Source organism: Amycolatopsis speibonae (genome assembly GCF_042647925.1).
Classification (GTDB): domain Bacteria; phylum Actinomycetota; class Actinomycetes; order Mycobacteriales; family Pseudonocardiaceae; genus Amycolatopsis; species Amycolatopsis speibonae.
The window spans coordinates 158574-183197 of sequence record NZ_JBHRWK010000025.1 but is presented as its reverse complement, the minus strand read 5'-3'; the positions used below and the strand labels follow the sequence as shown (position 1 = coordinate 183197).

Below are 24624 nucleotides of genomic sequence, written 5' to 3'. Positions count from 1 at the left end.
ACACCGCCTACAACATCGCCGAGGCGGTCGGAGACCTTCCCCGCAGGGAAGGTCTCCGACCGCCTCGGGAAGCGCGGTCCACTGCTCGTGGCCGCGGCCGGAGTCGCCACGTTCCTGGCGTCCTACGCGCTCTTCGCCGTCAGCGGTCCAGCTATCGCGCTACTCGCGGTCGCGTTCATCACCTGAGGGTCCAGGCCGCGCGCCCGTGCCGCGGCGGACACGTTCGTCGCGGCACGGACGCGCGGCAAGCCAGCTGGCCGTGGACGCGCACTCCAGTCAAGTTCTACACAGCCAACCTGCAGACTGGGCGCCTCCGGCCGAAAGCCGGTCGGTGTTTCACCGTGCGAGGCACTGTCCGATTCGCCTGCGGCCCGCCGTTGCCGGTGGTCCCGAACGACGTTCGGGACCACCGGCTTCAACTACCTACATATAGAAGTCAGCCGTGCTGGCTGGCCCACCATTTCTGGCCGGCTTCGGGCAGGGTGGAGATCGGGTCGTAGTAGGGGTAGCGACGCTGCAAGGCTTCGGGGTCTTCGTGTTCGATCCCGGTGCGGTAGTTCTTGGTCCAGTAGGAAATGCCCAGCTCACTGTCATATTCGGTGAGCTGGTGGACCCACCGTTTCCCGACGTAGGGCACGTCGCAGACGATCCGCGGCGTGGCGTAGCCGGGCAGGTAGCCCATGATCGCGTGCTGCAGTTCCTGCGCCTCGTGCACGGAAACCCGCCAGTGCTCGGCGTTCGGGATCATGTCGCACATGTAGAAGTAGTACGGCAGGATGTTCGCCTCGCCCTGCAGCGCGAAGCACAGGTCCAGCAGGTCCGCCGGGGTCGCGTTGACCCCCTTCATCAGCACGCCCTGGTTGCGTACGTCGCGGACGCCGACGTCGAGCGCGGTCCGGGCGGCTTCGGCGACCAGGGGCGTGACCGACTGCGCGTGGTTGACGTGGGTGTGGATCGCGAGGTTGATGCCACGGCGCTGGGCGGTGCCGGCGACGCGCTCGAGGCCTTCGACGACCTTCGGCTGGATCCAGTGCTGAGGCAGGGCGGCGAGCGCCTTGGTGGCGAGGCGGATGTCGCGGACGGTGTCGATGTCCATCAGCCGCATGAGGAACGACTCCAGCTGCGGCCACGGCACGTTGGCGACGTCGCCGCCGGAGACCACGACGTCACGGACGCCGGGGGTCTTCTTCAGGTACTCGATCATCGCGTCCTGGCGGTCGACAGGCTTGAGCGAGAGCTTGTGCTTCTCGACCTGCTCGGTCGAGTTGCCGACCAGGTCCATCCGGGTGCAGTGCCCGCAGTACTGGGGGCAGGTGGAGATCATCTCGGCGAGGACCTTGGTGGGGTAGCGGTGGGTCAGCCCCTCCACGACCCACATCTCGGCCTCGTGCAGCGAGTCCCGTTCGGAGTGCGGGTGGCTGGGCCATTCGGTGTCGCGGTCGCTGCGCACCGGGAGCATGTAGCGGCGGATCGGGTCGGCGTACCAGGCCTCGGTCACTTTCGCCGGGTCCGTGCCCGCGTTGGGCGCCATCGTGTTGATCATCTGCGGCGGCAGCAGCATCGACATCGTGGCCATCTCGCGCTGGTCGGCGAGCATGTCCTCGTAGAAGCGCTCCTCGAGCTGGTCGCCCATCAGGGCGCGCAGTTGCTTGGCGTTGCGGATGCAGTGCACCCGTTGCCACTGCGCGTCGCGCCACTGTGCCTCGGTCACGTCGTGCCAGCCGGGGAAGCGGCGCCAGTCGGGTTCGATCAGTTCGACTCGGGTGTAGTCGTAGGGCTGATCGTAGGCGGCCACCGGCGAGGTCGGTTCCTGGATCGCAGTCACTTGTACTCCTCGTCGTCGGAAACGCGTGAAAATATCCTGTCACATCGTTCGGGCGACGTAAATATTCCTGTCTTGCTCGGAGTGTCAGGTGGAGACTGCCTCCTGCTTCGAGTGGGCGCGAAGGTGTTCGAGGGCAGCGATTCCAGCGATCAGCGCGGCGGTGAGGAACAGCAGTCCGGCCGAATAGCCGAGGTGATGAACCGCTTCAAGCCGTGTTGGTGACGCGTTCTGTTCCCGGACGCCGACCGCGGTCATCGCTCCGGCGCCGCCGAGCACCAGCACCGACGCCAGCGGACCGAGCACGGGCACGACGACGCCGTCCTCGGCGAGACGCGGGCCGGTCGTGACGATCGCCGCGACCACGGTGGCGCACAGCAGCGCCAGCAGCAACGCGCCCGGGACCACCGCGTCGTGATCGATCAGCTTCTCCGGCACCCCGCCGGTCCCCAGATCCAGGATGAACAGCACGAGCGCGGACACCACCGCCCCGCCGACGGCGAACTGCACCCTCCAGCGCGACATCCCCACCAGGCACCCGGCGGCGACGCCCACCGCGGCCGCCAGCCAGCTCAGCACCGGCTGGAAAGCCACGGAGTACACCGCCAGCAGCAGCGGCACCATCGCGCCCACCTGCACACTCGCCGACGTCGCCGCGGCGAAGAACGCTCGCGAACCGGCGATCGCGCACGCGATGACGAGCCCCAAGGCCGCCGACAGAGTGGTTCCGACGGCGGCTGACTTCGTGTTTTCAGCTCCCCAGCTCATTTCATCGACCCTAACCACGCCGTGATCATCCGCACGCTGCAAACTCGGAAGGGTGACCAAAGCGCGAACCACGCTCCTGCTCGGCGGGCGCATCTACAGCCCCTCGGCCCCCGACGCCACCGCCATGGCGATCACGGACGGCATCGTCGTCTGGGTGGGGCAGGACGGCCCGGCCAAGGCAGTGCATCCCGACGCCGAGGTGGCCGACCTCCAGGGCGCGTTCGTCGCCCCTGCCTTCGTCGACGCGCATGTCCACGCCACCGCGACCGGCCTGCACCTCACCGGGCTGAACCTCGCGCACATCCGCGGTGCCGGCGAACTGCTGGCCGCGGTCCGCGACGCCGTCCGTCCCGGCCAGGTGCTGGTCGCGCACGGCTGGGACGAGTCCCGCTGGACCGACGGCAGGCTGCCCAGCCGCGCCGAGATCGACGAGGCCTCGAACGGGGCCCCGGTCTACCTGAGCAGGGTCGACGTCCATTCCGCGCTCGTCTCCAGTGCCCTCGTCGCACTCGCCGCCGGCGTGCACGACGCGCCGGGCTGGTCGCCCGACGGACCGCTGACCCGCGACGCCCACCACCGCGTCCGCGCCGCGATGCGCGAGGCGATCACCCCCCAGCAGCGCCGCGACGCTCAGCGAGCGTTCCTCGCCGAAGCCGCCGCACGAGGGGTCGTCAGCGTCCACGAGTGCGCGGGACCGGACATCTCCGGCGCCGACGACCTCACCGGCCTGCTCGCGCTCGCCACGGAACCCGGACTGCCGGAAGTCGTCGGCTACTGGGGCGAAAGCGGCGGAGTCGACACCGCCCGCGCGCTGGGTGCCAGGGGAGTGGCGGGCGACCTGTTCGTCGACGGCGCGCTCGGCTCCCGCACCGCCGCCCTGCACCAGCCGTACGCCGACGCCCACGGCACCTCCGGGACGCTCTACCTCGACGCCCCCGCCATCGCCGAACACGTCAGCGCCTGCACCGAAGCGGAGCTGCAGGCGGGTTTCCACGTCATCGGCGACGCCGCCGTCGCCGAGGTCGTCGCGGGATTCCGGCTCGCGGAGAAGACCGTCGGCCGACGCGCGCTGGCCGCCCGGCACCACCGGCTCGAACACGTCGAGATGATCGACGTCGACCAGGCACGGGAACTCGCGGGCTGGGGCGTGGTCGCGTCGGTCCAGCCGCAGTTCGACGCGGAATGGGGCGGCCCGCACGGCATGTACGTCGACCGCCTCGGCGCCGCGCGGGCCCCGAAGCTCAACCCCTTCGCCGCCATGGCCGCCGAAGGGCTCCTGCTCGCTTTCGGTTCCGACGCGCCCGTCACTCCTGTCGACCCGTGGGCCACCGTCCGCGCCGGGACCTACCACCGCACCCCCGGGTCGGGACTGTCCGCTCGCGCGTCCTTCACCGCGCACACCCGCGCCGGGCACCGCGCCGCCGGGGTCAACGACGGTGTCACCGGCAGCCTGGTCCCGGGCGCCCCCGCGCACTACGCGATCTGGGACGCCGCGGACCTGGTCGTCGCGACCCCGGACTCGCGGGTACAGCGCTGGTCGACCGACCCGCGGGCGGGCGTGCCCCCGCTGCCGAACCTGGAAGAGGGGGCGACACTGCCCCGCTGTCTGCGCACGGTCCGCGACGGGCAGGTCATCCACGACGTGTTCACCCGGACGGCCTAGGGTTCAGGAGTGTCCTCGACCGTGACGAACCCGGACCCCGAAGCAGCGACCGGGAAGCGGTTCTCCCGCGCCTGGCTCCTGCGTTTCCTCGTCGCCGCGGCGTCGGGGTTCACGCTGTACCTGAGTTTCGCGCCGCGTCCGCTGTGGTGGCTCGCGCCACTGGCGTTCACCGGCTTCGCCCTGGTGGTGCACGGACGCAGGTTCCGAGGCGCGTTCGGCTACGCGTTCGTCTTCGGGATGGCGTTCTTCCTGCCGCTGCTGACCTGGCTGCTGGACTTCCTCGGACCGGACTTCGGACCGTGGCCGTGGCTCGGGCTGGCGATGGCACTCTCGGTGTATCTCGGCTTCGGCGGGGCTTTCGCCACCGTGGTGTGGAGGCTGCCGCTGGGACCGTTGTGGGCGGCGCTGGTGATCATCGCGCTGGAGACACCGCGGGCCTGGTTCCCCTTCGGCGGATTCCCGTGGGGACGCGTGGCGTTCAGCCAGCCCGAGGGCGCGTTCGTTTCGCTGGCGTCGATCGGCGGCGCTCCGCTGGTCGGACTCGCCGTCGTGCTCACCGGGTTCGGGCTCGCGGCGCTGTGCCTGCGACTCAAGGGAGCCGACCCGCGGCGCACGCTGGTGGCCGCGTCGGCTCTGACGCTGGTGCCGGTGGTGGCGGGACTCGCGGTGTGGCCCACGGTCGGCACCGAGGCCCAGGACGGCGAACTCACCGTCGCCACGGTGCAGGGCAACGCCCCCGACATCGGCCTGGCGCTGGAAGGCCGCCGCGACGAACTCCGCGGCAACCACCTCGCCGAGAGCGCCCGGCTGCTCGAAAAACTCAAGGCGGGCAACACCAAGGTCGATCTGCTGATCTGGCCCGAGACCGCGATGGCCATGCGTACCGGGGACGCCGGCGTCGACCAGATGGTCCGTGACTACGGAACACAGGCGATCATCGGCGCGCTGGTCCGTCTTCCCGACGGCTCGGCGCAGAACTCCGCGCTCGTCTGGGATCCGGTCACCGGCCCGGGTCAGCGCTACGCCAAGCAGCAGCTCGTCCCGTTCGGCGAGTACGTCCCGGCCCGCGAAGTCGCGAAGCTGGTGACACCGTTCGTCGACAGCGTCGCGAACATGACGCCGGGCGACGGCGCCAACGCCGCCTTGTCGGTCGCGGGGACCAAGGTCGGCGTCTTCATCTGCTACGAGACCGCGTTCGACTACCCGGCCCGCGAATCGGTCGCCGAGGGCGCGGAACTGCTCGTCGTGCCGACCAACAACGCTTGGTACGGCCCGGGGGAGATGAGCTACCAGCAGCTGGCCATGTCACGGCTGCGGGCGGTGGAACATGGTCGCTCGGTGATCGTCTCGGCCACCAGCGGGGTCAGCGCGATCGTCGCCCCTGACGGTTCGATCACGGCCTCCACCAGCCTGTTCACCGCAGACTCCCTGGTGGGGCGCGTACCGCTGAGGCAGCAGACTACGCTGTCGGATCTACTCGGTGTGACGACGGAGTACGGGCTGCTGGCCCTGGCGATCGCCGGGGTTACCGGCGGGTACGTGCTCCGTTTCCGCACCCGGCGCGCGAGCGCCGCCAAGGCAACGAGGGAAGCGGCGGGCTGACCCGCCGGAACACGGAGGAAAAGCGGATGGCGCAGGCGCCACGGGGGGCCCAGGGGATCGATCCGGTGCTGGTGGTGGTCCCGACGTACAACGAGCGGGAGAACATCGGCCCGATCCTGGAACGCCTGCTCAAGGCACTCCCGGACGTGAACGCCCTCGTCGTCGACGACGGCAGCCCCGACGGGACGGGCGACATCGCCGACGAACTCGCGAAGGCCGACGAGCGGATCCAGGTCATGCACCGGACCGAGAAGGCCGGCCTGGGCGCCGCGTACGTCGCCGGATTCCGCTGGGGTCTCTCCCGTGAGTACGCGACCATCGTCGAAATGGACGCCGACGGCTCGCACGCGCCGGAGGACCTGCCCCGGGTGCTGGCGGCCCTCGAGGACGCGGACCTGTCCATCGGCTCCCGCTACGTTCCCGGCGGCAGCACGGTGAACTGGCCGTTCCAGCGCAAGGCGCTGTCCTGGGTGGCGAACTTCTACGCGAGGGTCGCACTCGGCACGAAGATCAACGACATCACCGCGGGCTTCCGCGCGTACCGTCGCACGGTGCTGGAGAAGCTCCCGCTCGACGAGATCGCCTCGCGCGGCTACTGCTTCCAGATCGACCTCGCGTTCCGCACGGCGCTCGCCGGGTTCGACGTGGTCGAGGTGCCGATCACCTTCACCGAACGTGAGGTCGGTCAGTCGAAGATGAGCGGTTCGGTCGTGCGCGAGGCGATCGTCCTGGTCGGCGTGTGGGGGATCAAGCGTCGTTGGCAGCAGCTTCGCGGGCTGGCCAAGAAGGGCTGACGCCCAGCACGCTCACCCCGAGTTTCCCCAGTTCCCGCACCGTCGGTTCGTCCGGCGCCGCGTCGGTGATCACGCCCGCGACGTCGGACAGGGGGAGCACGGTGAACGGCGAGGCCGCGCCGATCTTCTCCGAACTGGCCAGCACGTAGGTGTCGGCGGCGCGTTTGGCGAGGGTGCGTTTCATCGCGGCCTCGTCCGAGTCGCCGGTGGTGAGCCCGGTTTCGGGGTGCACACCGGTGACGCCGAGGAAGAACAGATCGGCGTTGATGCTCATCGCCGCCTCCGCCGCGGCCGCTCCGCAGGTGACCGCGGAGTGCTTGAAGAGACGTCCGCCGATCAGGAACACCTCGACCTTCGGATGCGTGACCAGCGCGGCCGCGACCGTGGGGCTGTGCGTGACGATCGTCGCTTCGAGGTCGACGGGAAGTGCCTTCGCCAGCGCGAGCGCGGTCGTACCGCCGTCGAGGACGACGGTCGACCCCAGCCGGATCAACGCTGCTGCACGTTTCGCGATCCTTTCCTTGCCCGCGACGCTGACCGCCATCCGCGTCGCGTAGTCCGCGGTGGCGGGGGAGATCGGCAGAGCTCCGCCGTAGACCCGTTGGCAGAGTCCGGCGTCCGCGAGTTCCCGCAGGTCACGGCGAATACTGTCCTCCGATACGCCGAGTTCGGCGGCGAGGTCTTTGGCCACGATCCGGCCGTCGGTCTTCAGTCGTTCCATCAGCAGGTCTCGTCGCTGCGCAGCCAACATCTGCACGTTCCTCCTTGTTGCTGCCGATTGTTGCACATTATGCTCCGGCGCATGAGCAAACCTCTGATGATCCTCATCGCCGGCCCGTTCCGTTCCGGCACCGGCGACGACCCCGAACTCCTCGCCCGCAACCTCGCCCGGCTCGAAGAGGCCGCCTGGCCGATCTTCCGCAGCGGGCACGTGCCGATGATCGGCGAGTGGATCGCACTCCCGGTGCTGCGCGGAGCGGGCGGGAAGACCGTGGCCGACCCCGTCGCCAAGGAGGTCATGTACCCCACAGCCGACCGGCTGCTGCACCACTGCGACGCCGTCCTGCGCCTGCCGGGAGAATCCACCGGCGCCGATCAGGACGTCACCATCGCGCTGTCCCGCGGCCTCGATGTCTACCACCGCGTGGAGGACATCCCCGGATACCAGGCCGCCACGGTCTAGAGTTCCGCCAGTACTGCCCGGATAGCGGGGCTGGACTCGGCGCTGCGCCGCCACGCCGCGTGCACCTCGCGCGTCGGCGGGCGCCGCAGCGGCCGGGCGATGAGCCCTTCGCTCAAGGGCGGGCGCGCCAGACGCGGGATCAGCGCGAGAACCTCGCCCGAGGCGACCAGCGACAACTGCGTGGAGAAGTCGTCCACCAGATGCCGCACATCGGGCTCCTCGGGCAAACCGGCGAACAGCCGCCGGAACCACTGGTGACAGACCGTGCCAGGGGGACTGGTCACCCACGCGTGCCCGGCCAGGTCCGCACTGTTCAGCGGCGACCCGGCTCGCGCCAGCGCATGGGTCTCGGCCATGACGACGTCGCCGAGGTCGGTGTGCACCAGACGCCTGGACAAGGCGGGCGAAAGCGGCGCGGGGAGACCGTCGGCGTCGTGCAGGAGCGCGAGATCGGCGGTCCCGGCGTCGACGCTGTGCAGAGCCTGACCGGGATCCAGCTCGGTGATGTGCAGACGGAGGTCGGGGTAGCGCGTCAGCAGTCGCGGATGGACGGGGGAGAGCAGTCCTCGGATCGCCGTCGAGAACGCGGCCACCCGCAGGACACCGCGGGGCGCACCCTCCGCGACCGACTGGGCGGCCTCCGCGCAGCGCTCGAGCGCCTGGAACACCTCCAGCGAGGAATCGACGACCGCCTGCCCAGCCGGGGTGAGCACGACTCCACGTCCTGCCGGGGCGAGCACGGGCATCCCGATCTGGCGTTCCAGCCGCTTGATCTGCTGCGACACCGCGGAGGCGGTGAACCCCAGTTCGTCCGCCGCCCGCGCCAGCGTCCCCAGCGCGGCAACCGACCGCAACGCCCGTAAGGCCCCGACCTCGATCATGAAGCCAGGCTACGCACTATCGACCAAAAAGCATCGCTGGACCGCAGGTATCGGCGCCGACAGGATGGGCACCATGACCGAATCGCTCTTCGGCTCCAACCTCGCCGCCATGGTCACCCCGATGGAACCCGGCGGCGCGCTCAGCGAACCCGGCCTCGCCCGCCTGGTCGACCACCTGCTCGCCACCGGCTGCGACGGCATCGTCGTCGGCGGAACCACCGGCGAATCACCCACCCTCACCGACACCGAAGCCGCCCGGCTCGTCCATACCGTCGCGACCCGGACCGGGCACCACGCACGCGTGATCGCCGGAGTCGGCACCTACGACACCGCCACCTGCATCCACCGCGCGAAGGAAGCCGAGGCGGCCGGAGCCGACGCACTCCTCCTGGTCTGCCCCTACTACTCCAAGCCGACCCAGGCCGGAATCGTGGCGCACTGCCTGGCGGTGGCCGACGCCACCGAACTGCCCGTGATGCTCTACGACGTCCCCGCCCGCACCGGGACGGCCATGGAAGCGGCCACCCTGATCGAACTCGCCCGCCACCCCAGGATACGGGCCGTGAAGGACGCCAAAGGCGACCTGTTCGAAGCGATGTCCGTCATGGCACGCACCCCGCTGGCCTACTACTGCGGCATCGACGAACTCAACCTGCCCTACCTCGCCGCCGGCGCCACCGGCCTCGTCAGCGTCGTGGGCAACGCCTTCGCCGACCGCAACGCCGAGCTCATCCGTGCGGTGCGCGGGGGAGACCTCGGCACCGCACGGGCCCTCAGCACCACACTGCACCCCCTGGTGGACGCGATCATGCGCACCTCGCAGGGAGCGATCATGGCCAAGGCCGCGCTGGCCGACCTCGGCGTCATCCCGCATCCGACAGTTCGGCTCCCGCTGCTCGAATCACCGCCGGAGCATCTGCGGCGGCTTCGTGACGCCTTGGCGCCTTTGATCACCGGCCTGATCCGCGCTTGAGTGTCCTGAATGGCTCATTCATGACACTCCTGTCCGCGGCCGCCTGACATCCCGGAGACATGACGAAGCCCCCGCGGAGGGAGGTCGCGGGGGCTTCGCCGTGTTCGTGGTGGGGCTAGCTACTTGTGCCGTGCGTCAGGCGGACCGGGTGGTCCTGCGTCCCTTCAGCTCGGCGAGACGTTCGTTGAGCAGATCTTCGAGCTCCGGAATCGAACGACGCTCCAGGAGCATGTCCCAGTGCGTCCTCGGGGGCTTGACCTTCTTCTGCTCCGGCTGCCCGCCGTCCACGATCTCGGACTCGCTGCCGTGCAGCCTGCACTCCCACACCGAGGGGATCTCGGCGTCGTCGGAGAAGGGCACCTCGAACTCGTGGTTCTTGGGGCAGGCGTAGCGCACTGTGCGGCGAGGGGCGAGGTCGTGGTTGCGGTCGGTCTCGTAGCTGACCGCTCCCAGCCGGCTTCCACGGAGAACACGGTCGGCCATGATGGGGGTCCTTTCAGTCAGCTCCGGGTGGAGCCAGGGTGATGCTCACCCTATGCAACGACGAAGAGGGCCAGAGGATTCCCTGGACACCATGTCCTTGCTCACGATGAGCTGTGTCACCCGGTGGCAACAGCTTCTCCTAGTAGGAGTGGTTTCGCGCTCTGGCGTGACGTCAATACGGCCATCTTGGTGCGGATATCCCCCAGATGGGCTAGTAGTACGCCTGTCACGTCAACCGTAACTGACCGTGTTGAGCCGAGGTAGGCCCCAGGTCGCCCAGTCGAAAGTGCCGACGGCACAATACCTGATAACGGACCGTATTCGGTTCGCCCTCAGAACGTGATGTCAATGAAGATTCAACTAGCACTTGCTCGGTATCCGCCACCACCACGGTGTCCCCGGCCCGCAGCACTTCGCCGTCGGACACCCTGGCGTTGAACCGTCCCGTCTGCCCGCACCAGCACAGCACCTCGACCTGAACCGGCTGCAACTCGTCCGCCAGCTCGAACAACCGCGCCGCCCCCGGGAACAACACACTCCGAAAATCCGTCGCGATCCCGAAGCAGTACACGTCGATCTGGACGTCATCGGCCAGTTCAGCCAGCTGATCCACCTGATCAGGTGACAAAAACTGAGCTTCGTCGACGATCAAGTAGTCCACATGCCGCCCGGCCGCCCACTGCTCACGCACCAGCAACCGCAGATCGGTGTCATTCCCCACCTCGGTCGCCTTGCGCGTCAACCCGATCCGGCTGGTGATCTGCGGCTCACCGGACCGGTCATGCCGCACCAGCACCATCCCGCGACGACCCTGCCGCGCGTGGTTGTGGTCGATCTGCAACGCCAGCGTCGACTTCCCGCAGTCCATCGGCCCGTAACAGAACTTCAACTTCCCGACGACCGGCACACCCCGCCGTGAACCCGCCACCGGCACCGACGACAACGCGTCCGTGGGGTCCGGGCCACTCTCCTTCAGTACGGTCACGACGGTCGACCCTATCGGCACGCTCCGCCGTCACAGCACCGCCGGTGGTCGGTTGCCCGCGGCCTCGATCGCCCGGCGCACCGGCACCAGCCACACGAAGACGAAACCGAGCACGAAGAAGACCACCAACGCGATGATCGCCCACCGGAACGACCCGGTGATCTGCCCGACCGCCGCGAACAACAGGGGACCGAGCCACGACGTACCCCGCTCACCGACCACGTACAGCGAGAAGTACTGCGCGTCCTTCCCCTCGGGGATCATCTGACCGAACAACGACCGCGACAACGCGTTCGTTCCGCCCAGCACCAGCCCGATCCCGACAGCCACCGCGTAGAACTGCAACGGCTGCCCGGCCTGGATGAAAAACGCGAAGCACAGCACGACCACCCAGGCGACCAAACTACCCAAAATCGTCTTCTTCGCCCCGATCCGGGCCGCGATCGCACCGTGGATCATCGCCCCCGCGTACGCCAGGAACTGGATCACCAGGATCGTGACGATCAGCACCTGGGTGCTGTACTTCAGCTCGTCCTTCCCGTACTGGGCCGACACCGCCACCACCGTCGTGATCCCGTCGGTGAAGACCAGGTAGCTCCCGAGGAACGCCAGCGTCAGCGGGAAGGCCCGCGCCTCCTTGATCGTCTGCTTCAGCTCCTTGAACCCGGCCGTCAGCACCGACAGACCACGCTCGGCCGACTTCGGCACATGAGTCTGGGGGAGTGCCCGCACCGCCGGGACCGTGAACACCGCCCACCAGATCCCCGACGTCAGGAAGCAGATCTGGATCGCCAGACCCTCACTCACCCCGAAGAAGTCGTGCCCCATGAAGAACCCCAGCTGCAACGCCAGCGCCAGGCCGCCACCCAGGTACCCGAACGCCCAGCCCTTCGACGACACCGCGTCCCGCTCGTCCGGCTCCGCGATGTCCACCAGGAACGAGTAGTAGACGACCAGCGCACCGCCGTAACCGATGTTGGCCACGATGAACGTCCAGACCCCGACCTCCCAGTCCGTCCCCGAGATCAAGAACATCAGCGCCGACGCCACCGCGCCCAGGAACGCGAACCCACCGAGGATCCGCCGCTTGTGCCTGCTCCGGTCCGCGATCGCGCCGGCGATCGGCAGCACCAGCACCTGCGTCACCGTCGCGATCGACAGCAGATACCCCCACAGCGATCCCGCCGGGAAATGCAGCCCGAACAACGAGACGTCGCAGCTCTGAAGCGTGCTCGAAGCTCCACTCGAATCGGTGCACGGCCTGTCCCCGTTAAGGGTGAAATTCGCCTTCGCATCCGCAGACGCGATCTCGCTCAAATAGAGCGCACCGAACACCGTGATGACCGACGAATAGAACGGCGAATTGGCCCAGTCGTAGAGGTACCAAGCCCGCCACACCCGCTTGCGTTCACGGGTCACGGCCACCGTCATGCACTGCTCCTGAAGTCGAGAACGTCAAGGTCAGCGGGAGACTACTGGTGATCACGCCCGCCTGTCCGGCACGAGTCCGGACCGTGTTCGTTTCGACGCGTGACGAACCCTTCCCGGCCACCTGCCCGACCATCGTCGGCGTGTCGCTGACACGAACCACGTGTGTTTCATGTGAGGCTGGTGTGCGAGCTGTGACTCTTGTGAAGCAAGTGTCCGTTATTTACTGTTCCGCTCATGAGGACCCATCGCCTTCGCACAGCACACCGCGTAGTGGCGAGAACGCTCCTGCTCGCCCTCGCCGTGACGGGCCTGCAGATCGCCACCACCGGATCCGCCGCCGCGGATCCCCACGGCTCCTACTGGGCCAAGCTCCGCATGTGTGAATCGAGCGGGCGCTACAACATCAACACCGGCAACGGCTACTACGGCGCCTATCAGTTCGACCTGCCCACCTGGCGCAGCGTCAGTGGCCAAGGACGACCCGACCAGGCCAGCCCCCGCGAACAGGACTACCGGGCCCTCTACCTCTATCGCATGCGCGGCTGGCAGCCCTGGGAATGCGCCGGCAAACTCGGCTTCCGCAACGACGGCGACGGCCGCAGCAAACGAGTCCCGTCCTACGACGACTCCGCGTACATCGGCGGGGGAGGACAGCCCGCCCCGCCGCCTCCGCCCAAGCCGAAACCCACCCCGCCCGCCCCTCCCGGCGGCCCCAAACCCGACTGGCCAGGCGTCGTCTACGCCTACGGCGACTGCGCGGGACCGCTCAAGCAGTTCCAACTGCGCATGAACGCCTACGGCTACGGCTTCACCGGAACCGGCTGCTACTACGACAAGACCCGCGAAGCCGTCCTCGCCCTCCAGCGCGCCAACGGCATCAATGACTCGGGCCGACTGGGCCCCAAGACCTGGGAAGCCGCCTGGACCGGCAAACCACCCCGGTAACCCCTCACGTTTGGTCCTCCTGGATGCGCCAAGTACGCATTCAGGAGGACCAAACGCGGGATCACGAGGGCCAAGCGCCCCGCTCCCGAAGCACCTCACGCAGCAAGTCCGGCCGATCCGTCACGATCCCGTGCACCCCCAGATCCAGCAGCGACCGCATCTCCGCCGGATCGTCCACCGTCCACGTGTGCACCTCGAAACCCCCACGCGCCGCCTGCCGCAGGAACGCCCGGTCCACCACCTTCAGCCGCCCCTGCCGCACCGGCACCTGCGCCATCGCACCCTGCGACAAGGCCCGCAACGACACCACCGGCAAAAACCCGTTCGCCCACATCACCGCCACCGAACGCGGCCCCATCGCCGTCACCAGCTTCGGCCCCGCCAGCTTCCGGATCCGCGCCAACCGCCCGTCCGAGAACGACGCCGCAGCGACCCGATCATGCGCCCCGGTCCGCTCGATCACCCGGACGAAGGGCACCACCGCGTGATTCGACTTCACGTCGATGTTGAACCGCGCCTCCGGCAACTCCTCGAGCACATCCTCCAGCCGCGACAACGGCGCACGGCCCCCGATCTTGACGGCCCGCAACTGCGCCCACGTCTGCCGGGAGATCAACCCCGCGCCGTCGGTCGTCCGGTCCAGCGACGCGTCATGATGCACGACCACCACGCCGTCCGACGTCGCGTGCACGTCCGTCTCCAGATAGCGATAACCCTCCGTCACCGCCTGCTGGAACGCCGGCAACGAGTTCTCCAGTCCCTCCAGGTCACCGAGGTGCCAGCCCCGGTGGGCGAAGGCACGGGGGAGCGGGTCGGCTAGGTACGGAAACAGTGTCGGCACCCCACTAGTGTGCACTTCGGTCGTGGCCCCGGCATGAGCGTCCGATGGCCAGCTAGGGTCTGGTCCGTGAGGGAAGTGGCCGAACACCCGAAGACGTCAGCCGAAGAGGTGTCCGAGCTACGCCGCGCGGGGGCACCCAAACACTGCGGATGGTGCGGCCGACGGCTCGAACAGGGCGGCAACGTCGGCAGGCGCCGCCGCTACTGTGGGCAATCCTGTCGCCAGCGGGCCTACGAACGTCGCACCGCCCTGCAGCGAAGCGGCCTCCCGGAAGACGCCGTCGTCCTCTCCGACACCGAGATCGCCGCCCTGCAGGACAGGCTCTTCCAACTACGCTGCGCCGCCGAAGACGTCGTCACCGCGGCCGACGACGGCGCGTCCCTCGCCGAACTCCGCGGTCTCGCCGGCGAAATCGCCCAGGCGGCCAAGGATCTCGAACAGCTCCGCTGACCTACACGATCCCGTCCAGCGCCCGATACGTCCGGTTGCTCGCGGCCGCCGCGCGCTGCTCCCGCCCTGTCGCCTCGATGTAGTTCTGGCTGGTCGCCAGGCTCGCGTGGCCCAGCAGCGCCATGATCTCCGACGCCGTCGCGCCGTCCTCGGCCAGCCGCGTCGCGAACGTGTGCCGCAACGCGTGGAGATTCGCCCCGACCGGCACCCGGTCGTGCAGGCCCGCCCACCGGTAGCAGGACTTGACCAGGTACTCCAGCGCGCCGCGGCCGATCGGCTCGCCTGCCCGATCCCGGAGGAGGGGAGTGGAGGGCCCGAACCGCTGCTGGGTGAACCGCCGCCGGCAGGAGGCCAGGTACTCCTCGATGATCTTCTCCATGATCGGCTGCACCGGGATCGACCGGTCACGGCTTCCCTTGCCGTGGACGTGCAGCCGCATTTCGCCCTGACGACCGACCAGCGACCGCGCCGTCAGCGCCCGCATCTCCGCGGCACGCAGTCCGGCGACCAGCCCGAGCGCGATCACCAGGACGTCCCGCTCCGGCCAGGGATCCCGCGTCCGGCGCGAACCGTCCGCGGCGGCCGCGAGCAACTGCTCCGGGGTTTCCTCGCCCCGCAACGGTTTCGGCGTCAACGGCGGTGCCTTCGGCCGGGCGACCGCGCCCATCGGGTTGCCCGCGAGAAGCCCGTCGGAGACACAGAAGGTGAGGAACTGGTTCCAGGTCGACCACGCACGCAGGACCGAACTCTTGGCATGGGTGTCCGCGAAGGCGCCGAAAGCGTTGCGGAGCGCCTGCGCGGTGAGCATCTCGACAGTGAGGTCGTCAGGGGAGCGGTCTTGCTCGCGGAGCAGAAGAGCGGTGATGCCCGCGAGGTCGCGACGGTACGCGTCGGTGGTGTGAGGAGAATCCTTACGGGGACGACGTGCGGCGAAAAAGGCGTGCTGTGCCTCGGAAACCCTCATGGGAACCTTGTACCGTATGGCACCGACAGTCTTACACTGGGTTATATTCCGTTTCATGCATAATCGCCATTATGCATGAAACGGAGTGATGGGTCCGGAAGCCCCTCGCGGGGGATCTCGGGCCGCTCGCCGCTTCCGAAGTGTCATGAAAGGGTCGTTCCTGACGCTTTTCGTCCTGAACGATCCTTTCATGACATTTGGGCCCGCCTTGGCAACCTCGGGCCGAAAGGCGGCTGATCCAGCTGGCCGAGTCGGCGAAGCGAGTCACAAGACTGACGCCTTCGTCGATCTTCGGCGACCGAGATGTCTACCTTAATTCGTCACAGTGACGTATTAAGGCCGGGTGATCGGACATCGGATCCGCGTCCTCGGGGGCGTCCCTGGCCGACTCTGAACCCAACGGACAGTCTGAGCCAGGGAGAACTGAAGGGAGCCACGCCCGCGTCCGACGCGGCCAAGGGAGCTTTCCTCTCGTGACATGCGACGAAAGGCCCCTTCAGAACCTGCCAGAGGCCCCTCTCGACCCTCGTTATCCAGGTCAGCCAAAGTGCCGATAATGTACATTATGTCAAGTAGTCGGGATATGGGCGCTCCCCACCTGTTGCCCGGGGCCGTTGTCCGCTCGCCTGAACGAACAGCGTGGTTCGATGCCCTGGTGATTCCGACCGAAGCGGACCTTGCGGACGCACTGACCACGGCCGCTCGTGCCGCTGTCACGAATCTGTTCCGCGACAACCCCGGCCACACGTTCTACTACGTCACGCTGACCACGCCCGGTGAGGCGTTCGGTCCAGCGCTGTCGGCGTGGTCGCACGAGGCGCTGGCTCAGCGGACGGATGCCGACGAGGTTCGCTACTCCTACGCCGATTCGCCGTTCTCGATCCTGGGTGAGCAGCACCTGAAGCCCGCCCGCGCGCTGTTCGCCGCCCGGCCGGAAGTGTTCGACATCGCCGACGACGATGCGTCCGACGCGGAGTTCGATCTTCGGCTGCGTGCGATGGAGACTGCTCTGCGCAGACTGTCGGATGAAGGACTGTTCGGTGTCGGCGAGGCTCGTACGGGTGCACTGGCTCTGGTCGAGGTCGTTCCTGATGACGAGGAGAACATCGCACGGGCTCGCCGACTCAACCCGCCCGGACCGGCGCTGGACGCTTGGCTGGCCTACTGGGCCCTCGACTGATCAGCCATTGCTCCCCCGGCCAGCACTGCGGCCAGGCCCTCTTGCAGGTCTTTGACGAAGTATTCGGGGACCTCCAGCGACGGGAAGTGCCCCCCGGCTTCGGGTGACCTCCAGCGGACGATCTGCCGGTACCGCTCCTGCGCCCAGGCGCGCGGGTACTTCTCGATGTCGCGCGGGTACATGGTGATCGCCGACGGGACGTCGACCCGGAGTTCGGGGTCCAGCGAGTTGTGGCTTTCGTAGTAGATGCGAGCCGACGACGCCCCGGTCCGCGTCAGCCAGTACAGGGTGACGTCGTCGAGGATCCTGTCTCGGGAAATCGTCTCGAACGGGCTGTCTTCGGTGTCAGTCCACTCGGAGAACTTGTCGAGGATCCAGGCGAGGAGTCCGACGGGTGAGTCGACGAGCGAGTAGCCGATGGTCTGTGGCCGGGTCGCCTGCTGCTTCGCGTACGCCGCGCGGTGGTGCCAGAAGTCGTGGGTTTCCTCGGTCCACTTTCGCTCGACTGCCGTCAGGCCGTCGGTCGTCAAGCCGGGCGGTCCCTCCGCGAACGTCGTGTGGATGCCGAGGACGTGCTCCGGGAACCGGCCGGCGAGGACCGTGGTGATGTTTCCTCCCCAGTCTCCCCCGTGGGCCACGAACTTGCCGTAGCCGAGCCTTGCCATCAGCTCGACCCAGGCGGCCGCGATCTTTTCGGTTCCCCACCCGGTGGTGACCGGCTTGTCGCTGTAGCCAAAGCCTGGCAGGGACGGGATCACGACGTGGAACGCCGGCGCGTTCGCGTCTTTCGGAGCTGTCAGCTCGTCCACTGCATCGATGAACTCGGCGATGCTGCCTGGCCAGCCGTGCGTCAAGATCAGCGGAGTGGCGTCGGCGCGTGCGGATCGGCGGTGCAGGAAGTGGATGCCCAGGCCGTCGATGGTCGTGCGGAACTGGCCGATCTGGTTGAGGCGCTCTTCGAACGATCGCCAGTCGTAGCCGGTGCGCCAGTAGTCGACGACGTCGATGAGGTCGGCGAGAGGTACGCCCTGGTCCCATCGGCGAGGGTCGGGCGCGGCGCGATAGACCGTCTCGGCTTCTGGTAGCCGCGCCGCGGCCAGTCGAGCGCGCAGATCGTCGAGGTCGGCGTCGGTCGCGTGGGCTTCGAATGCTTGTACTTCGCTGGTTGAACGGGGCATGGGAACCTCCTGACCATCGTGGAACCGGCTAAGACGGTTCTAACATGTCGTCAGGTCGGGGTGCAACCGGCTAAGGTGGTTCCATGTCCGCTGGGTTCCCTGACTTCCGCCTCGGTAGCGTGCTGGCGACCAGCTTCACGGCGACTCTGACGGAGCGTCGCGGCGACGCGGTGGAGCGCATTCCCACGCCGCAGCGGCTCGTCGATTGGCTCGCGGTGAACGGTCTCGCCGTGGACTCTTGCACCACCGCCCAGCTGGAACTCGCTCGGGAACTGAGGGAGTCGATTCACGCCGCCGCGACAGCGGCCGCGACCCAAGCCACTCCCCCTGCGTCCGCTGTCCAGATCATCAATGACCGCAGCATTCAGGGTCGAGCCGCGGCCATCCTGACGCCCGAGCGCAAGCGTGAATGGCGGCTGAGTTCGGCTTCATGCGTGGAAGACGCCCTCAGCGTGATCGCCGCGGACGCGGTCGGCATCATCTCCGGCGAACGAGACGGAAAATTGGCCCTGTGCGCTTCGCCGACCTGCCAAGCCGCCTTCTTCGACACCAGCCAAAGCCGCACCCGCAAATGGTGCGACATGGGTACCTGCGGGAATCGTCAGAAGAAGGCGCGCTTCAACGCCAATCAGCGCAAGAACCCCGGTTCGGATCCTGCGCCGCCGCTAGGGGCGTGACCCGAGTCGCTGGGTGATCCGGTCGAACAGCTCCCCCAGCGGCTCGCCGACCTCGCGGCCGAATTCGGTCAGCCCGTAGGTGACCTGGGGCGGCGTGGTCGGCTCGACGTGCCGCCAGATCAGGCCGTCTTGGACCAGTGCGCGCAGGGATTGGGCCAGCATCTTCTCGCTGATGCCCCGGATGCTTTCGCGGAGCTCGTAGAACCGGAGGTCGTTGCCCTGCAAGGAGATCAGCACCCAGATTCCCCACCGGCTGGTGATGTGGTCGACCACGTCCCGGGCGGGGCAGTCGGTGTGAAACACCTCATACCGCGTCTCGGTGTCGGCCTGGGTGATCTGCGAGCCTCCTGCCATGTCGGGAGCTTACCTCCAGGTATGTCCTTACCAAAAGTTAGCCCGGGTTCTAACGTCACGGACCACAAAGGACATCGTACGAAGGAGCTGTTCATGATCGTGGTGACCGGGGCTACCGGGAACATCGGCCGGCCGTTGACCGAGGCGCTGGTCAGGGCCGGTCAGGAGGTGACGACGGTGTCGCGGCACGCCGCAGCGGCACCGTCAGGCGGGCGGCATGTGGTGGCCGATCTGGCGGAGCCCGCCGGCCTGGCGCCCGCGCTCGCCGGGGCGAAAGCGTTGTTCCTCCTGCTTTCCGGTGATCTGCATGCCGCCGTGGCCAACCCGGCCGAGATCATCGGTCAGGCCGCGGCGAGCGGGGTTCGCCGGGTTGTCCTGCTTTCGACGCTGGGTGTGGCGACCAGGCCTTTCGGCGCGACACGGATCGCGATGCGCGAGCTGGAGGACGTGGTGCGGGGGTCCGGTTTGGACTGGGCGATCCTGCGGCCGGGTGGCTTCGCTTCGAACGCGCTGTGGTGGGCGGAGTCCGTCCGCTCGCAGCGGGTGGTCGCCGCGCCGTTCGGTGACACCGGGGTGCCGATCATCGATCCGGCGGACATCGGGGAGGTCGCGGCCTCTTGCCTGGTGGACGACCGGCATCTCGGTGCGGTGTACGAACTGACCGGTCCGGCGGTGATCACGCCGCGCGAGCAGGCCGCGGCGCTCGCCGAGGCGCTGGGTTCGCCGGTGCGTTTCCGTGAGCTCACCCGGGCCGAGGCGAAGGCGGGGATGGTCCAGAGCATGCCGGCGGAGCTCGCGGATGACACGTTGGACATCCTGAGTTCGCCGAGTCCGGCCGAGTTGCGGGTGAGTCCGGACGTGGAGCAGGTGCTCGGCCGGGCTCCGCGGTCGTTCGCTGTTTGGGCCGCGAGGAACGTCGCCGCGTTCCGCTGACGGGTCGCGCTAGGGTCATCCCTGGAAATCGAACCTGGGGGTCACCGAAATGTCCGAGAGCACCGCTGTGCGCGTCGATCCGTCCAACGAACGGATGCTGACGGCGTGGAATGGCAACGAAGGCGCGCTTTGGGCGAGGCGCGCGCAGCGATTCGACGACGGTGTCGCCGCGTACCGCGACACGTTCTTCTCCGCGGCGGACATCCGACCGGCTGACAACGTTCTCGATGTCGGCTGCGGTGCCGGTCAGACGACGCGGGACGCGGCGCGGCTTGCCGTTGACGGTTCCGTGCTGGGTGTCGACCTCTCCGGTGAGATGCTCGGCGTCGCTCGTCGGATCGCCGGAGAGGAGCGTGTTCCGAACGTCTCGTTCGTGCAGGTGGACGCTCAGGTCCATGCGTTTCCCGAAGCGGGCTTCGATGTGGTGATCAGCAGGCATGGATCGATGTTCTTCGGCACTCCCCTGGCCGCGTTCGCCAATCTGGCCAAGGCGACCCGGCCAGGGGGCCATCTTGTACTGCTGACGTGGCAGCCGTTCGGGCTCAATGAGTGGATCACGACGTTCCGGACGATCTTCGCCGCCGGCCGTGAGGTGCCGACGTCGAATCTCGCGCTCAGCGACTCGCTCGAGACCGAAGCGCTGCTCACCTCCGCCGGGTACACCGATGTCCGGTGCAGCGCGGTGAGCAAGCCGATGTACTTCGGTCAGGACGTCGATGACGCGGCCGAGTTCATCGTCGAGCAGCACGGCGGGCGGTTGAGTGACCTGGACGAGGCCGCCCGCACGGATGCTGTCGAGGCTTTGCGTGCCGATCTCGCCGGGCACCAGACCGACCGAGGCGTCTTCTACGGCTCGGCGGCCTGGCTCGTCGAGGCCCGGCGTCCTTGACCTACGGCTTGCGGGCGATGAGGTAGGCCTGTGGTGTCCTCTCGAACTCCTCGGACGGCTCGCGGACGAGGGTGGACAGCACGCTGAACCCCTTCTCCCCCAGTTGCCCGGCGATCTTCTCCGGCGAGAGGCGGTACGCGTCGCAGGTGATGTCGTGCCCGTAGGCGTGCTCGATGTGGCGGACTTCGTCACCGACCTGGAACGCCACCAGGAGGTGGCCGCCGGGCGCGAGGATCCGGTGGAAGTCGGCGAAGATCTCCGGCAGTCGTTCCCGTGGGGTGTGGATGATCGAGTACCACGCGACGACGCCGGTCAGCGCACCGTCCTCAATGGACAAACCGGGCATCTCCCCGATCTCGAAGTCGAGGTGCGGGTACCACTTCCGGGCGACGGCGACCATCTCCGGGGAGAGGTCGACGCCGCGGATGTCGAGCCCCAGTCCGTGCAGGTAGTCGGTGATACGGCCGGGTCCGCTGCCGATTTCGGCGACAGGTCCGCCGCCGGCGGCCTGCACGATCTCGGCGTAAGCGCCGAGCATGGCCCGGTCCCAGGTGGATCCGGCGAGGTGGTCGCGGAGGAGTTCGGCGTAGTCGGCCGCGACGGTGTCGTAGGCGGTGCGGGTGGTGTCGAGGTAGTGGGTCACGGCGCGGACCCTAGCCGCTGGCTCCGACAACAATCGTCGCGTACAGGTCGTCGTCGGTGATCACCTCGGGCCGCAATCCGTTGTGTGCCATGGCTTCCGCGGTGTTCGCGGCTTGGCTCTCCCCGGTTTCGATCAGCAGGTGCCCGCCGGGTGCGAGCCACTGCGGGGCTTCGACGGCGACACGGCGGTGGACGTCGACGCCGTCGTGCCCGCCGTCGAGGGCGACGCGGGGTTCGTGGTCGCGTGCTTCGGGCGGCATCATCGCGATGGCGTCGGTGGGGACGTAGGGGGCGTTGACGACGAGGAGGTCGACGCGGCCTCGCAGTGACACGGGCAGGGGTGCGTAGAGGTCGCCTTCGAAGACCTCTCCCCCGGCTTCGGCGACGTTGATTCTGGCGCAGCGGACGGCGGCGGGTTCGATGTCGGCCGCGTAGAGCCGGATTTCGCCGAGTTCGGTGGCGATGGCGGCGCCGAGTGCGCCGGTTCCGCAGCAGAGGTCGAGGACGATCGCTCCCGGCTCGGCGAGGGTGAGGGCGTGGCGGACGAGGAGTTCGGAGCGTTGGCGTGGCACGAAGACGCCGGGTGCGACGGTGATGCGGAGTCCGTGGAATTCCGCCCAGCCGAGGATGACTTCGAGTGGTTCGCCGTCGATACGGCGTCGGACCATGGTGTCGAGTTCGTCGGCCGAGCGGGCTTCGGTGCTGAGGAGCCGGGCTTCGTCTTCGGCGAAGACGCACCCGGCTGCCCGGAGCCTGGCGACGATGGTCACTTGTCGCGCAGCCTGGTGAGGATCGCGTCGAGGGCCTGGCGGACGGTGTCGGGGACGCCGTTGGTGCGCAGGTCGGTGAGGAAGTGTTCGTTGAGCCCGCCGGGGGTCATGTGCTTGCCGGTGAGGGTTTCGAGTGAGCCGCTCTGCTCCAGCAGGGATTGGCCGAGCTGGCCGAAGATGTGGCTGGTGAAGGTGGTCGCCGTGGTGTCCTCGATGCCCTGGTCGGTCATCCACGCCGCGATGGTGCCGAGGTAGTCGAGGTGGGCGGCGAAGGTGGCCGTGGCGCCGCTGAAGATGTCGAGGTCTTTCTCCGCGGCGGGGACGATGCTGCCGCCGATGCTGTCGAAGAGGGCTCGGGCTTCGGCGTTGTCGGGGTACATGGCGGTGAGGCTTTGGCGGCGGGCGGCCGGGGGCAGCGGGATGCTCCGGACGACTTCGCCTGCGGGGGCGGCCCAGTCGCGCAGCTGGTCGATGGGGACGCCCGCGAGGGCGCTGATCAGGACGTGCTCGGGCCGGAAGGTGAGGTCCTGGAGGACTTCCCGGGCGATCGGCGCGCGGACGGCGAGGATGACGGTCGTGGCGCTGTCGACGACGGCTTGGTTGTTGTCGCGGACTTCGACGTTGGGGAAGCGGGCCGAGAGTTCCTGTCCGACGCTGCGGCTGCGGGGCGAGAGGAAGATCGAGGGCGGGTCGGCGATGTCCTTGCTGAGGCCTTCGACGATGGCGGCGGTGATCTCACCCGCGCCGATGAATCCGTATTCCATGGTCAGGCTCCTAGGCTCCGGTGTTGCCGTCGACGCGTTCGCGGATGAGGTCGGCGTGGCCGTTGTGACGGGCGTACTCGCCGATCATGTGGACGTACAGCATGCGGAGCGAGAACGGTTTGCCGCCGAGGTCGAAGGTGTCGTCGAGGGACCCTTCGGCGGCGGCTTCGTCGGCGAGGCGGATCTCTTCGAGTAGGACGTTGTAGGCCTCTTCGGCTTTGTCGGCGTCGAGGGCTTCGAAGTCGTGGTCCTTGCCGAGGGCGGGGTCGTAGAGGGGGCCGATGTCCTGTGCGGTGTAGTGCAGGCGGAACCAGATGCGTTCGACCTTGGCCAGGTGCCGGATGAGGCCGAGCAGGGTGAGGTTCGAGGGCGGGACCGACGCCTGGGCGAGCTGTTCTCCGGTGAGGCCGGCGAGTTTGTGGAGGAAGGTGCTGCGGTGCCAGGCCAGCAGGGAGGGCAGGAGAACGCGTTCGTCGGCGGCGGTGTCGCCGGACGGACGGGTCACCTCGGGGGCGGTCCATGTCATAGCGGCGATCATGCCATCGGGTGACGCGGGGTTTGTGGTGAGTCGAGGGAACAGGGCGTGAGCGGGGTCACGTGAGGCTGTCGGCTGGGGACTGAATCCTTTTGCGGGGGTCCCGGCTCTTGTAAGGGCCGGGACAAGCCCGGTGCGGAAGGAGGGTGTCGTGGAGGCCGAGTGGCCGAGGGAGTCCTTGATCGCGGCCGCGCAGGGCGGGGACGCGGCCGCTATCGCCGCCTGGTCTCGGGTTCTCATCCGCATGTGCAGCGTTTCGCGCGTTCGTTGTGCGCTTCGCCGGAGGATTCCGCGCAGGAGGCGTTGATCATCCTGTACCGCAAGATCGGCACCTTGCGGGCGACCGGTGCGCTGGCCTCGTGGATGTTCCGGATCGTGCGCAACGAATGTCTTCGCCGGGCTCGGCGGGCGTTGCGCGGTGACGATCTGGCGAGTTCCGGTGCGATGGTCTCGGCAGAGGACGACGCCTTGGAGCGGCTGGAGGCACGGCGGGTGGCCGCGGCGATCGCCGAGCTACCGGCTGATCAGCGTCGCGTCTTGATCATGCGGGACATCCAGGGCCATCCGGATCGGATCCAGAGTCCCTGACGTCGCTCTGGAGGACACCGCCGGGCGGACCGAGGAGCCCGGACGCCGCCGGGGTGCGGGTGCTGGTCGCCGTTCCCGAGGGCCGTGCCGAGGCGGCGGCGTGGCGGGCCAAGCGTGGGTTGTCGCTTCGGGTGGTCACCGGGGAGCGCGGCACCCCGCATGAGGCCTTCGGGCTGGTGAGGAAGGTGCTGCAGCAGTCCGGCAGTGTGCTGATCGACCGGGACGGGGTGGTCCGCCACGCGCATGCGGCGACCATGCCGGCCAGCGCTTATGACAAGAAGGGGATCGCGAGGGCCGTGGAGGAGCTGGTCCGCGCGCATTGACTGAAG

At 68.2% G+C, this 24624-nt stretch carries 27 protein-coding genes and 1 pseudogene; 13 read left to right on the top strand and 15 right to left on the bottom strand.

From position 1 onward, the window contains the following. Window positions 1-436: 436 nt before the first annotated feature. Together ACFOSH_RS19605 and ACFOSH_RS19600 are read right to left on the bottom strand one after the other, a co-directional pair. Window positions 437-1825 (bottom strand): KamA family radical SAM protein, encoded by a 1389-nt coding sequence (locus ACFOSH_RS19605; RefSeq protein WP_378240412.1) that lies wholly within the window; start codon window positions 1823-1825, stop codon window positions 437-439. An 84-nt stretch (window positions 1826-1909) separates the two neighbouring features. Beyond that, window positions 1910-2590 (bottom strand): hypothetical protein, encoded by a 681-nt coding sequence (locus tag ACFOSH_RS19600; RefSeq protein WP_378240411.1) that lies wholly within the window; start codon window positions 2588-2590, stop codon window positions 1910-1912. Window positions 2591-2642: 52 nt separating this feature from the next. On the opposite strand from ACFOSH_RS19600, the gene ACFOSH_RS19595 reads away from it, so the two are divergent. The 3 genes from ACFOSH_RS19595 to ACFOSH_RS19585 are packed head-to-tail and all read left to right on the top strand — an operon-like array spanning window position 2643 to window position 6649. Next, window positions 2643-4253, top strand: coding sequence for an amidohydrolase (locus ACFOSH_RS19595; protein WP_378240410.1), 1611 nt, complete (start codon window positions 2643-2645; stop codon window positions 4251-4253). 9 nt (window positions 4254-4262) lie between these two features. Further along, window positions 4263-5855 (top strand): apolipoprotein N-acyltransferase, encoded by a 1593-nt coding sequence (gene lnt / locus ACFOSH_RS19590; protein ID WP_378240409.1) that lies wholly within the window; start codon window positions 4263-4265, stop codon window positions 5853-5855. Window positions 5856-5881: 26 nt separating this feature from the next. Then, on the top strand, window positions 5882-6649 hold the full coding sequence (locus ACFOSH_RS19585) for a polyprenol monophosphomannose synthase (RefSeq protein WP_378240408.1): 768 nt from the start codon (window positions 5882-5884) through the stop codon (window positions 6647-6649). On the opposite strand, the gene ACFOSH_RS19580 is transcribed toward ACFOSH_RS19585, so the two are convergent. Beyond that, a complete protein-coding gene (locus tag ACFOSH_RS19580; RefSeq protein WP_378240448.1) occupies window positions 6603-7400 on the bottom strand; it encodes a DeoR/GlpR family DNA-binding transcription regulator in 798 nt (265 codons plus the stop codon). The genes ACFOSH_RS19585 and ACFOSH_RS19580 overlap by 47 nt on opposite strands. A 51-nt stretch (window positions 7401-7451) precedes the next feature. Between ACFOSH_RS19580 and ACFOSH_RS19575 the strand changes: the two genes are divergently transcribed. Beyond that, complete coding sequence (locus tag ACFOSH_RS19575) at window positions 7452-7832, top strand: DUF4406 domain-containing protein (RefSeq protein ID WP_378240407.1); 381 nt, start codon at window positions 7452-7454, stop codon at window positions 7830-7832. On the opposite strand, the gene ACFOSH_RS19570 is transcribed toward ACFOSH_RS19575, so the two are convergent. Further along, window positions 7829-8713: a LysR family transcriptional regulator gene (locus ACFOSH_RS19570; protein ID WP_378240406.1), complete on the bottom strand. Its 885-nt coding sequence runs from the start codon at window positions 8711-8713 to the stop codon at window positions 7829-7831. The genes ACFOSH_RS19575 and ACFOSH_RS19570 overlap by 4 nt on opposite strands. A gap of 73 nt (window positions 8714-8786) precedes the next feature. On the opposite strand from ACFOSH_RS19570, the gene dapA reads away from it, so the two are divergent. Continuing rightward, the gene (dapA, locus tag ACFOSH_RS19565; protein WP_378240405.1) at window positions 8787-9686 is read left to right on the top strand and encodes a 4-hydroxy-tetrahydrodipicolinate synthase; all 900 of its coding nucleotides are present in this window, start codon (window positions 8787-8789) and stop codon (window positions 9684-9686) included. A gap of 135 nt (window positions 9687-9821) precedes the next feature. Here dapA and ACFOSH_RS19560 read toward each other — a convergent pair whose 3' ends face one another. From ACFOSH_RS19560 to ACFOSH_RS19550, 3 genes are all read right to left on the bottom strand, one after another. Next, window positions 9822-10169 (bottom strand): RNA polymerase-binding protein RbpA, encoded by a 348-nt coding sequence (locus ACFOSH_RS19560; RefSeq protein WP_005151365.1) that lies wholly within the window; start codon window positions 10167-10169, stop codon window positions 9822-9824. A gap of 226 nt (window positions 10170-10395) precedes the next feature. Then, complete coding sequence (locus ACFOSH_RS19555) at window positions 10396-11154, bottom strand: thymidine kinase (protein WP_378240404.1); 759 nt, start codon at window positions 11152-11154, stop codon at window positions 10396-10398. 30 nt (window positions 11155-11184) lie between these two features. After that, window positions 11185-12585, bottom strand: a complete 1401-nt coding sequence (locus ACFOSH_RS19550) for an MFS transporter (RefSeq protein WP_378240403.1) — start codon at window positions 12583-12585, stop codon at window positions 11185-11187. Window positions 12586-12855: 270 nt separating this feature from the next. Between ACFOSH_RS19550 and ACFOSH_RS19545 the strand changes: the two genes are divergently transcribed. Next, window positions 12856-13530 carry a transglycosylase family protein gene (locus ACFOSH_RS19545; RefSeq protein WP_378240402.1) on the top strand — a complete coding sequence of 225 codons (675 nt, stop codon included), beginning with the start codon at window positions 12856-12858 and terminating at the stop codon, window positions 13528-13530. 61 nt (window positions 13531-13591) lie between these two features. Here ACFOSH_RS19545 and ACFOSH_RS19540 read toward each other — a convergent pair whose 3' ends face one another. Then, window positions 13592-14371, bottom strand: a complete 780-nt coding sequence (locus tag ACFOSH_RS19540; protein WP_378240401.1) for a glycerophosphodiester phosphodiesterase — start codon at window positions 14369-14371, stop codon at window positions 13592-13594. 66 nt (window positions 14372-14437) lie between these two features. Between ACFOSH_RS19540 and ACFOSH_RS19535 the strand changes: the two genes are divergently transcribed. Further along, window positions 14438-14821: a hypothetical protein gene (locus tag ACFOSH_RS19535; RefSeq protein ID WP_378240400.1), complete on the top strand. Its 384-nt coding sequence runs from the start codon at window positions 14438-14440 to the stop codon at window positions 14819-14821. A 1-nt stretch (window position 14822) separates the two neighbouring features. On the opposite strand, the gene ACFOSH_RS19530 is transcribed toward ACFOSH_RS19535, so the two are convergent. Next, on the bottom strand, window positions 14823-15803 hold the full coding sequence (locus ACFOSH_RS19530) for a tyrosine-type recombinase/integrase (protein WP_378240447.1): 981 nt from the start codon (window positions 15801-15803) through the stop codon (window positions 14823-14825). Window positions 15804-16440: 637 nt separating this feature from the next. On the opposite strand from ACFOSH_RS19530, the gene ACFOSH_RS19525 reads away from it, so the two are divergent. Continuing rightward, window positions 16441-16965, top strand: coding sequence for a DUF4303 domain-containing protein (locus tag ACFOSH_RS19525; protein WP_378240399.1), 525 nt, complete (start codon window positions 16441-16443; stop codon window positions 16963-16965). Here the strand turns inward: ACFOSH_RS19525 and ACFOSH_RS19520 are convergent. After that, a complete protein-coding gene (locus tag ACFOSH_RS19520; RefSeq protein WP_378240398.1) occupies window positions 16947-18143 on the bottom strand; it encodes an epoxide hydrolase family protein in 1197 nt (398 codons plus the stop codon). The two genes, ACFOSH_RS19525 and ACFOSH_RS19520, sit on opposite strands and share 19 nt — an antisense overlap. Window positions 18144-18226: 83 nt before the next feature. Here ACFOSH_RS19520 and ACFOSH_RS19515 point away from each other — a divergent pair, with 83 nt between their 5' ends. Beyond that, window positions 18227-18820, top strand: a complete 594-nt coding sequence (locus ACFOSH_RS19515; RefSeq protein ID WP_378240397.1) for a CGNR zinc finger domain-containing protein — start codon at window positions 18227-18229, stop codon at window positions 18818-18820. Here ACFOSH_RS19515 and ACFOSH_RS19510 read toward each other — a convergent pair. After that, window positions 18809-19174, bottom strand: a complete 366-nt coding sequence (locus ACFOSH_RS19510; RefSeq protein WP_378240396.1) for a winged helix-turn-helix transcriptional regulator — start codon at window positions 19172-19174, stop codon at window positions 18809-18811. The two genes, ACFOSH_RS19515 and ACFOSH_RS19510, sit on opposite strands and share 12 nt — an antisense overlap. 93 nt (window positions 19175-19267) lie before the next feature. Between ACFOSH_RS19510 and ACFOSH_RS19505 the strand changes: the two genes are divergently transcribed. Together ACFOSH_RS19505 and ACFOSH_RS19500 are read left to right on the top strand one after the other, a co-directional pair. Further along, window positions 19268-20107 (top strand): SDR family oxidoreductase, encoded by an 840-nt coding sequence (locus tag ACFOSH_RS19505; RefSeq protein ID WP_378240394.1) that lies wholly within the window; start codon window positions 19268-19270, stop codon window positions 20105-20107. 49 nt (window positions 20108-20156) lie between these two features. Then, window positions 20157-20996, top strand: a complete 840-nt coding sequence (locus tag ACFOSH_RS19500) for a class I SAM-dependent methyltransferase (protein ID WP_378240393.1) — start codon at window positions 20157-20159, stop codon at window positions 20994-20996. A gap of 1 nt (window position 20997) precedes the next feature. Here ACFOSH_RS19500 and ACFOSH_RS19495 read toward each other — a convergent pair whose 3' ends face one another. Genes ACFOSH_RS19495 through ACFOSH_RS19480 form a run of 4 tightly spaced genes read right to left on the bottom strand, consistent with a single transcriptional unit; the run spans window position 20998 to window position 23710 of the window. After that, window positions 20998-21639 (bottom strand): class I SAM-dependent DNA methyltransferase, encoded by a 642-nt coding sequence (locus tag ACFOSH_RS19495; RefSeq protein ID WP_378240392.1) that lies wholly within the window; start codon window positions 21637-21639, stop codon window positions 20998-21000. Between the two features lie 10 nt (window positions 21640-21649). Next, a complete protein-coding gene (locus ACFOSH_RS19490; protein WP_378240391.1) occupies window positions 21650-22408 on the bottom strand; it encodes a putative protein N(5)-glutamine methyltransferase in 759 nt (252 codons plus the stop codon). Beyond that, on the bottom strand, window positions 22405-23172 hold the full coding sequence (locus ACFOSH_RS19485; protein ID WP_378240390.1) for an NAD(P)-binding domain-containing protein: 768 nt from the start codon (window positions 23170-23172) through the stop codon (window positions 22405-22407). Before ACFOSH_RS19485 ends, ACFOSH_RS19490 begins: the two co-directional genes overlap by 4 nt. Before the next feature lie 10 nt (window positions 23173-23182). Continuing rightward, window positions 23183-23710 carry a DinB family protein gene (locus ACFOSH_RS19480; RefSeq protein WP_378240389.1) on the bottom strand — a complete coding sequence of 176 codons (528 nt, stop codon included), beginning with the start codon at window positions 23708-23710 and terminating at the stop codon, window positions 23183-23185. A 148-nt stretch (window positions 23711-23858) separates the two neighbouring features. Here ACFOSH_RS19480 and ACFOSH_RS19475 point away from each other — a divergent pair. Together ACFOSH_RS19475 and ACFOSH_RS19470 are read left to right on the top strand one after the other, a co-directional pair. Then, a pseudogene (locus ACFOSH_RS19475) lies at window positions 23859-24280 on the top strand (RNA polymerase sigma factor); the annotation flags it as partial. A gap of 68 nt (window positions 24281-24348) precedes the next feature. Beyond that, on the top strand, window positions 24349-24618 hold the full coding sequence (locus ACFOSH_RS19470; protein WP_378240387.1) for a hypothetical protein: 270 nt from the start codon (window positions 24349-24351) through the stop codon (window positions 24616-24618). Window positions 24619-24624 lie beyond the last annotated feature (6 nt).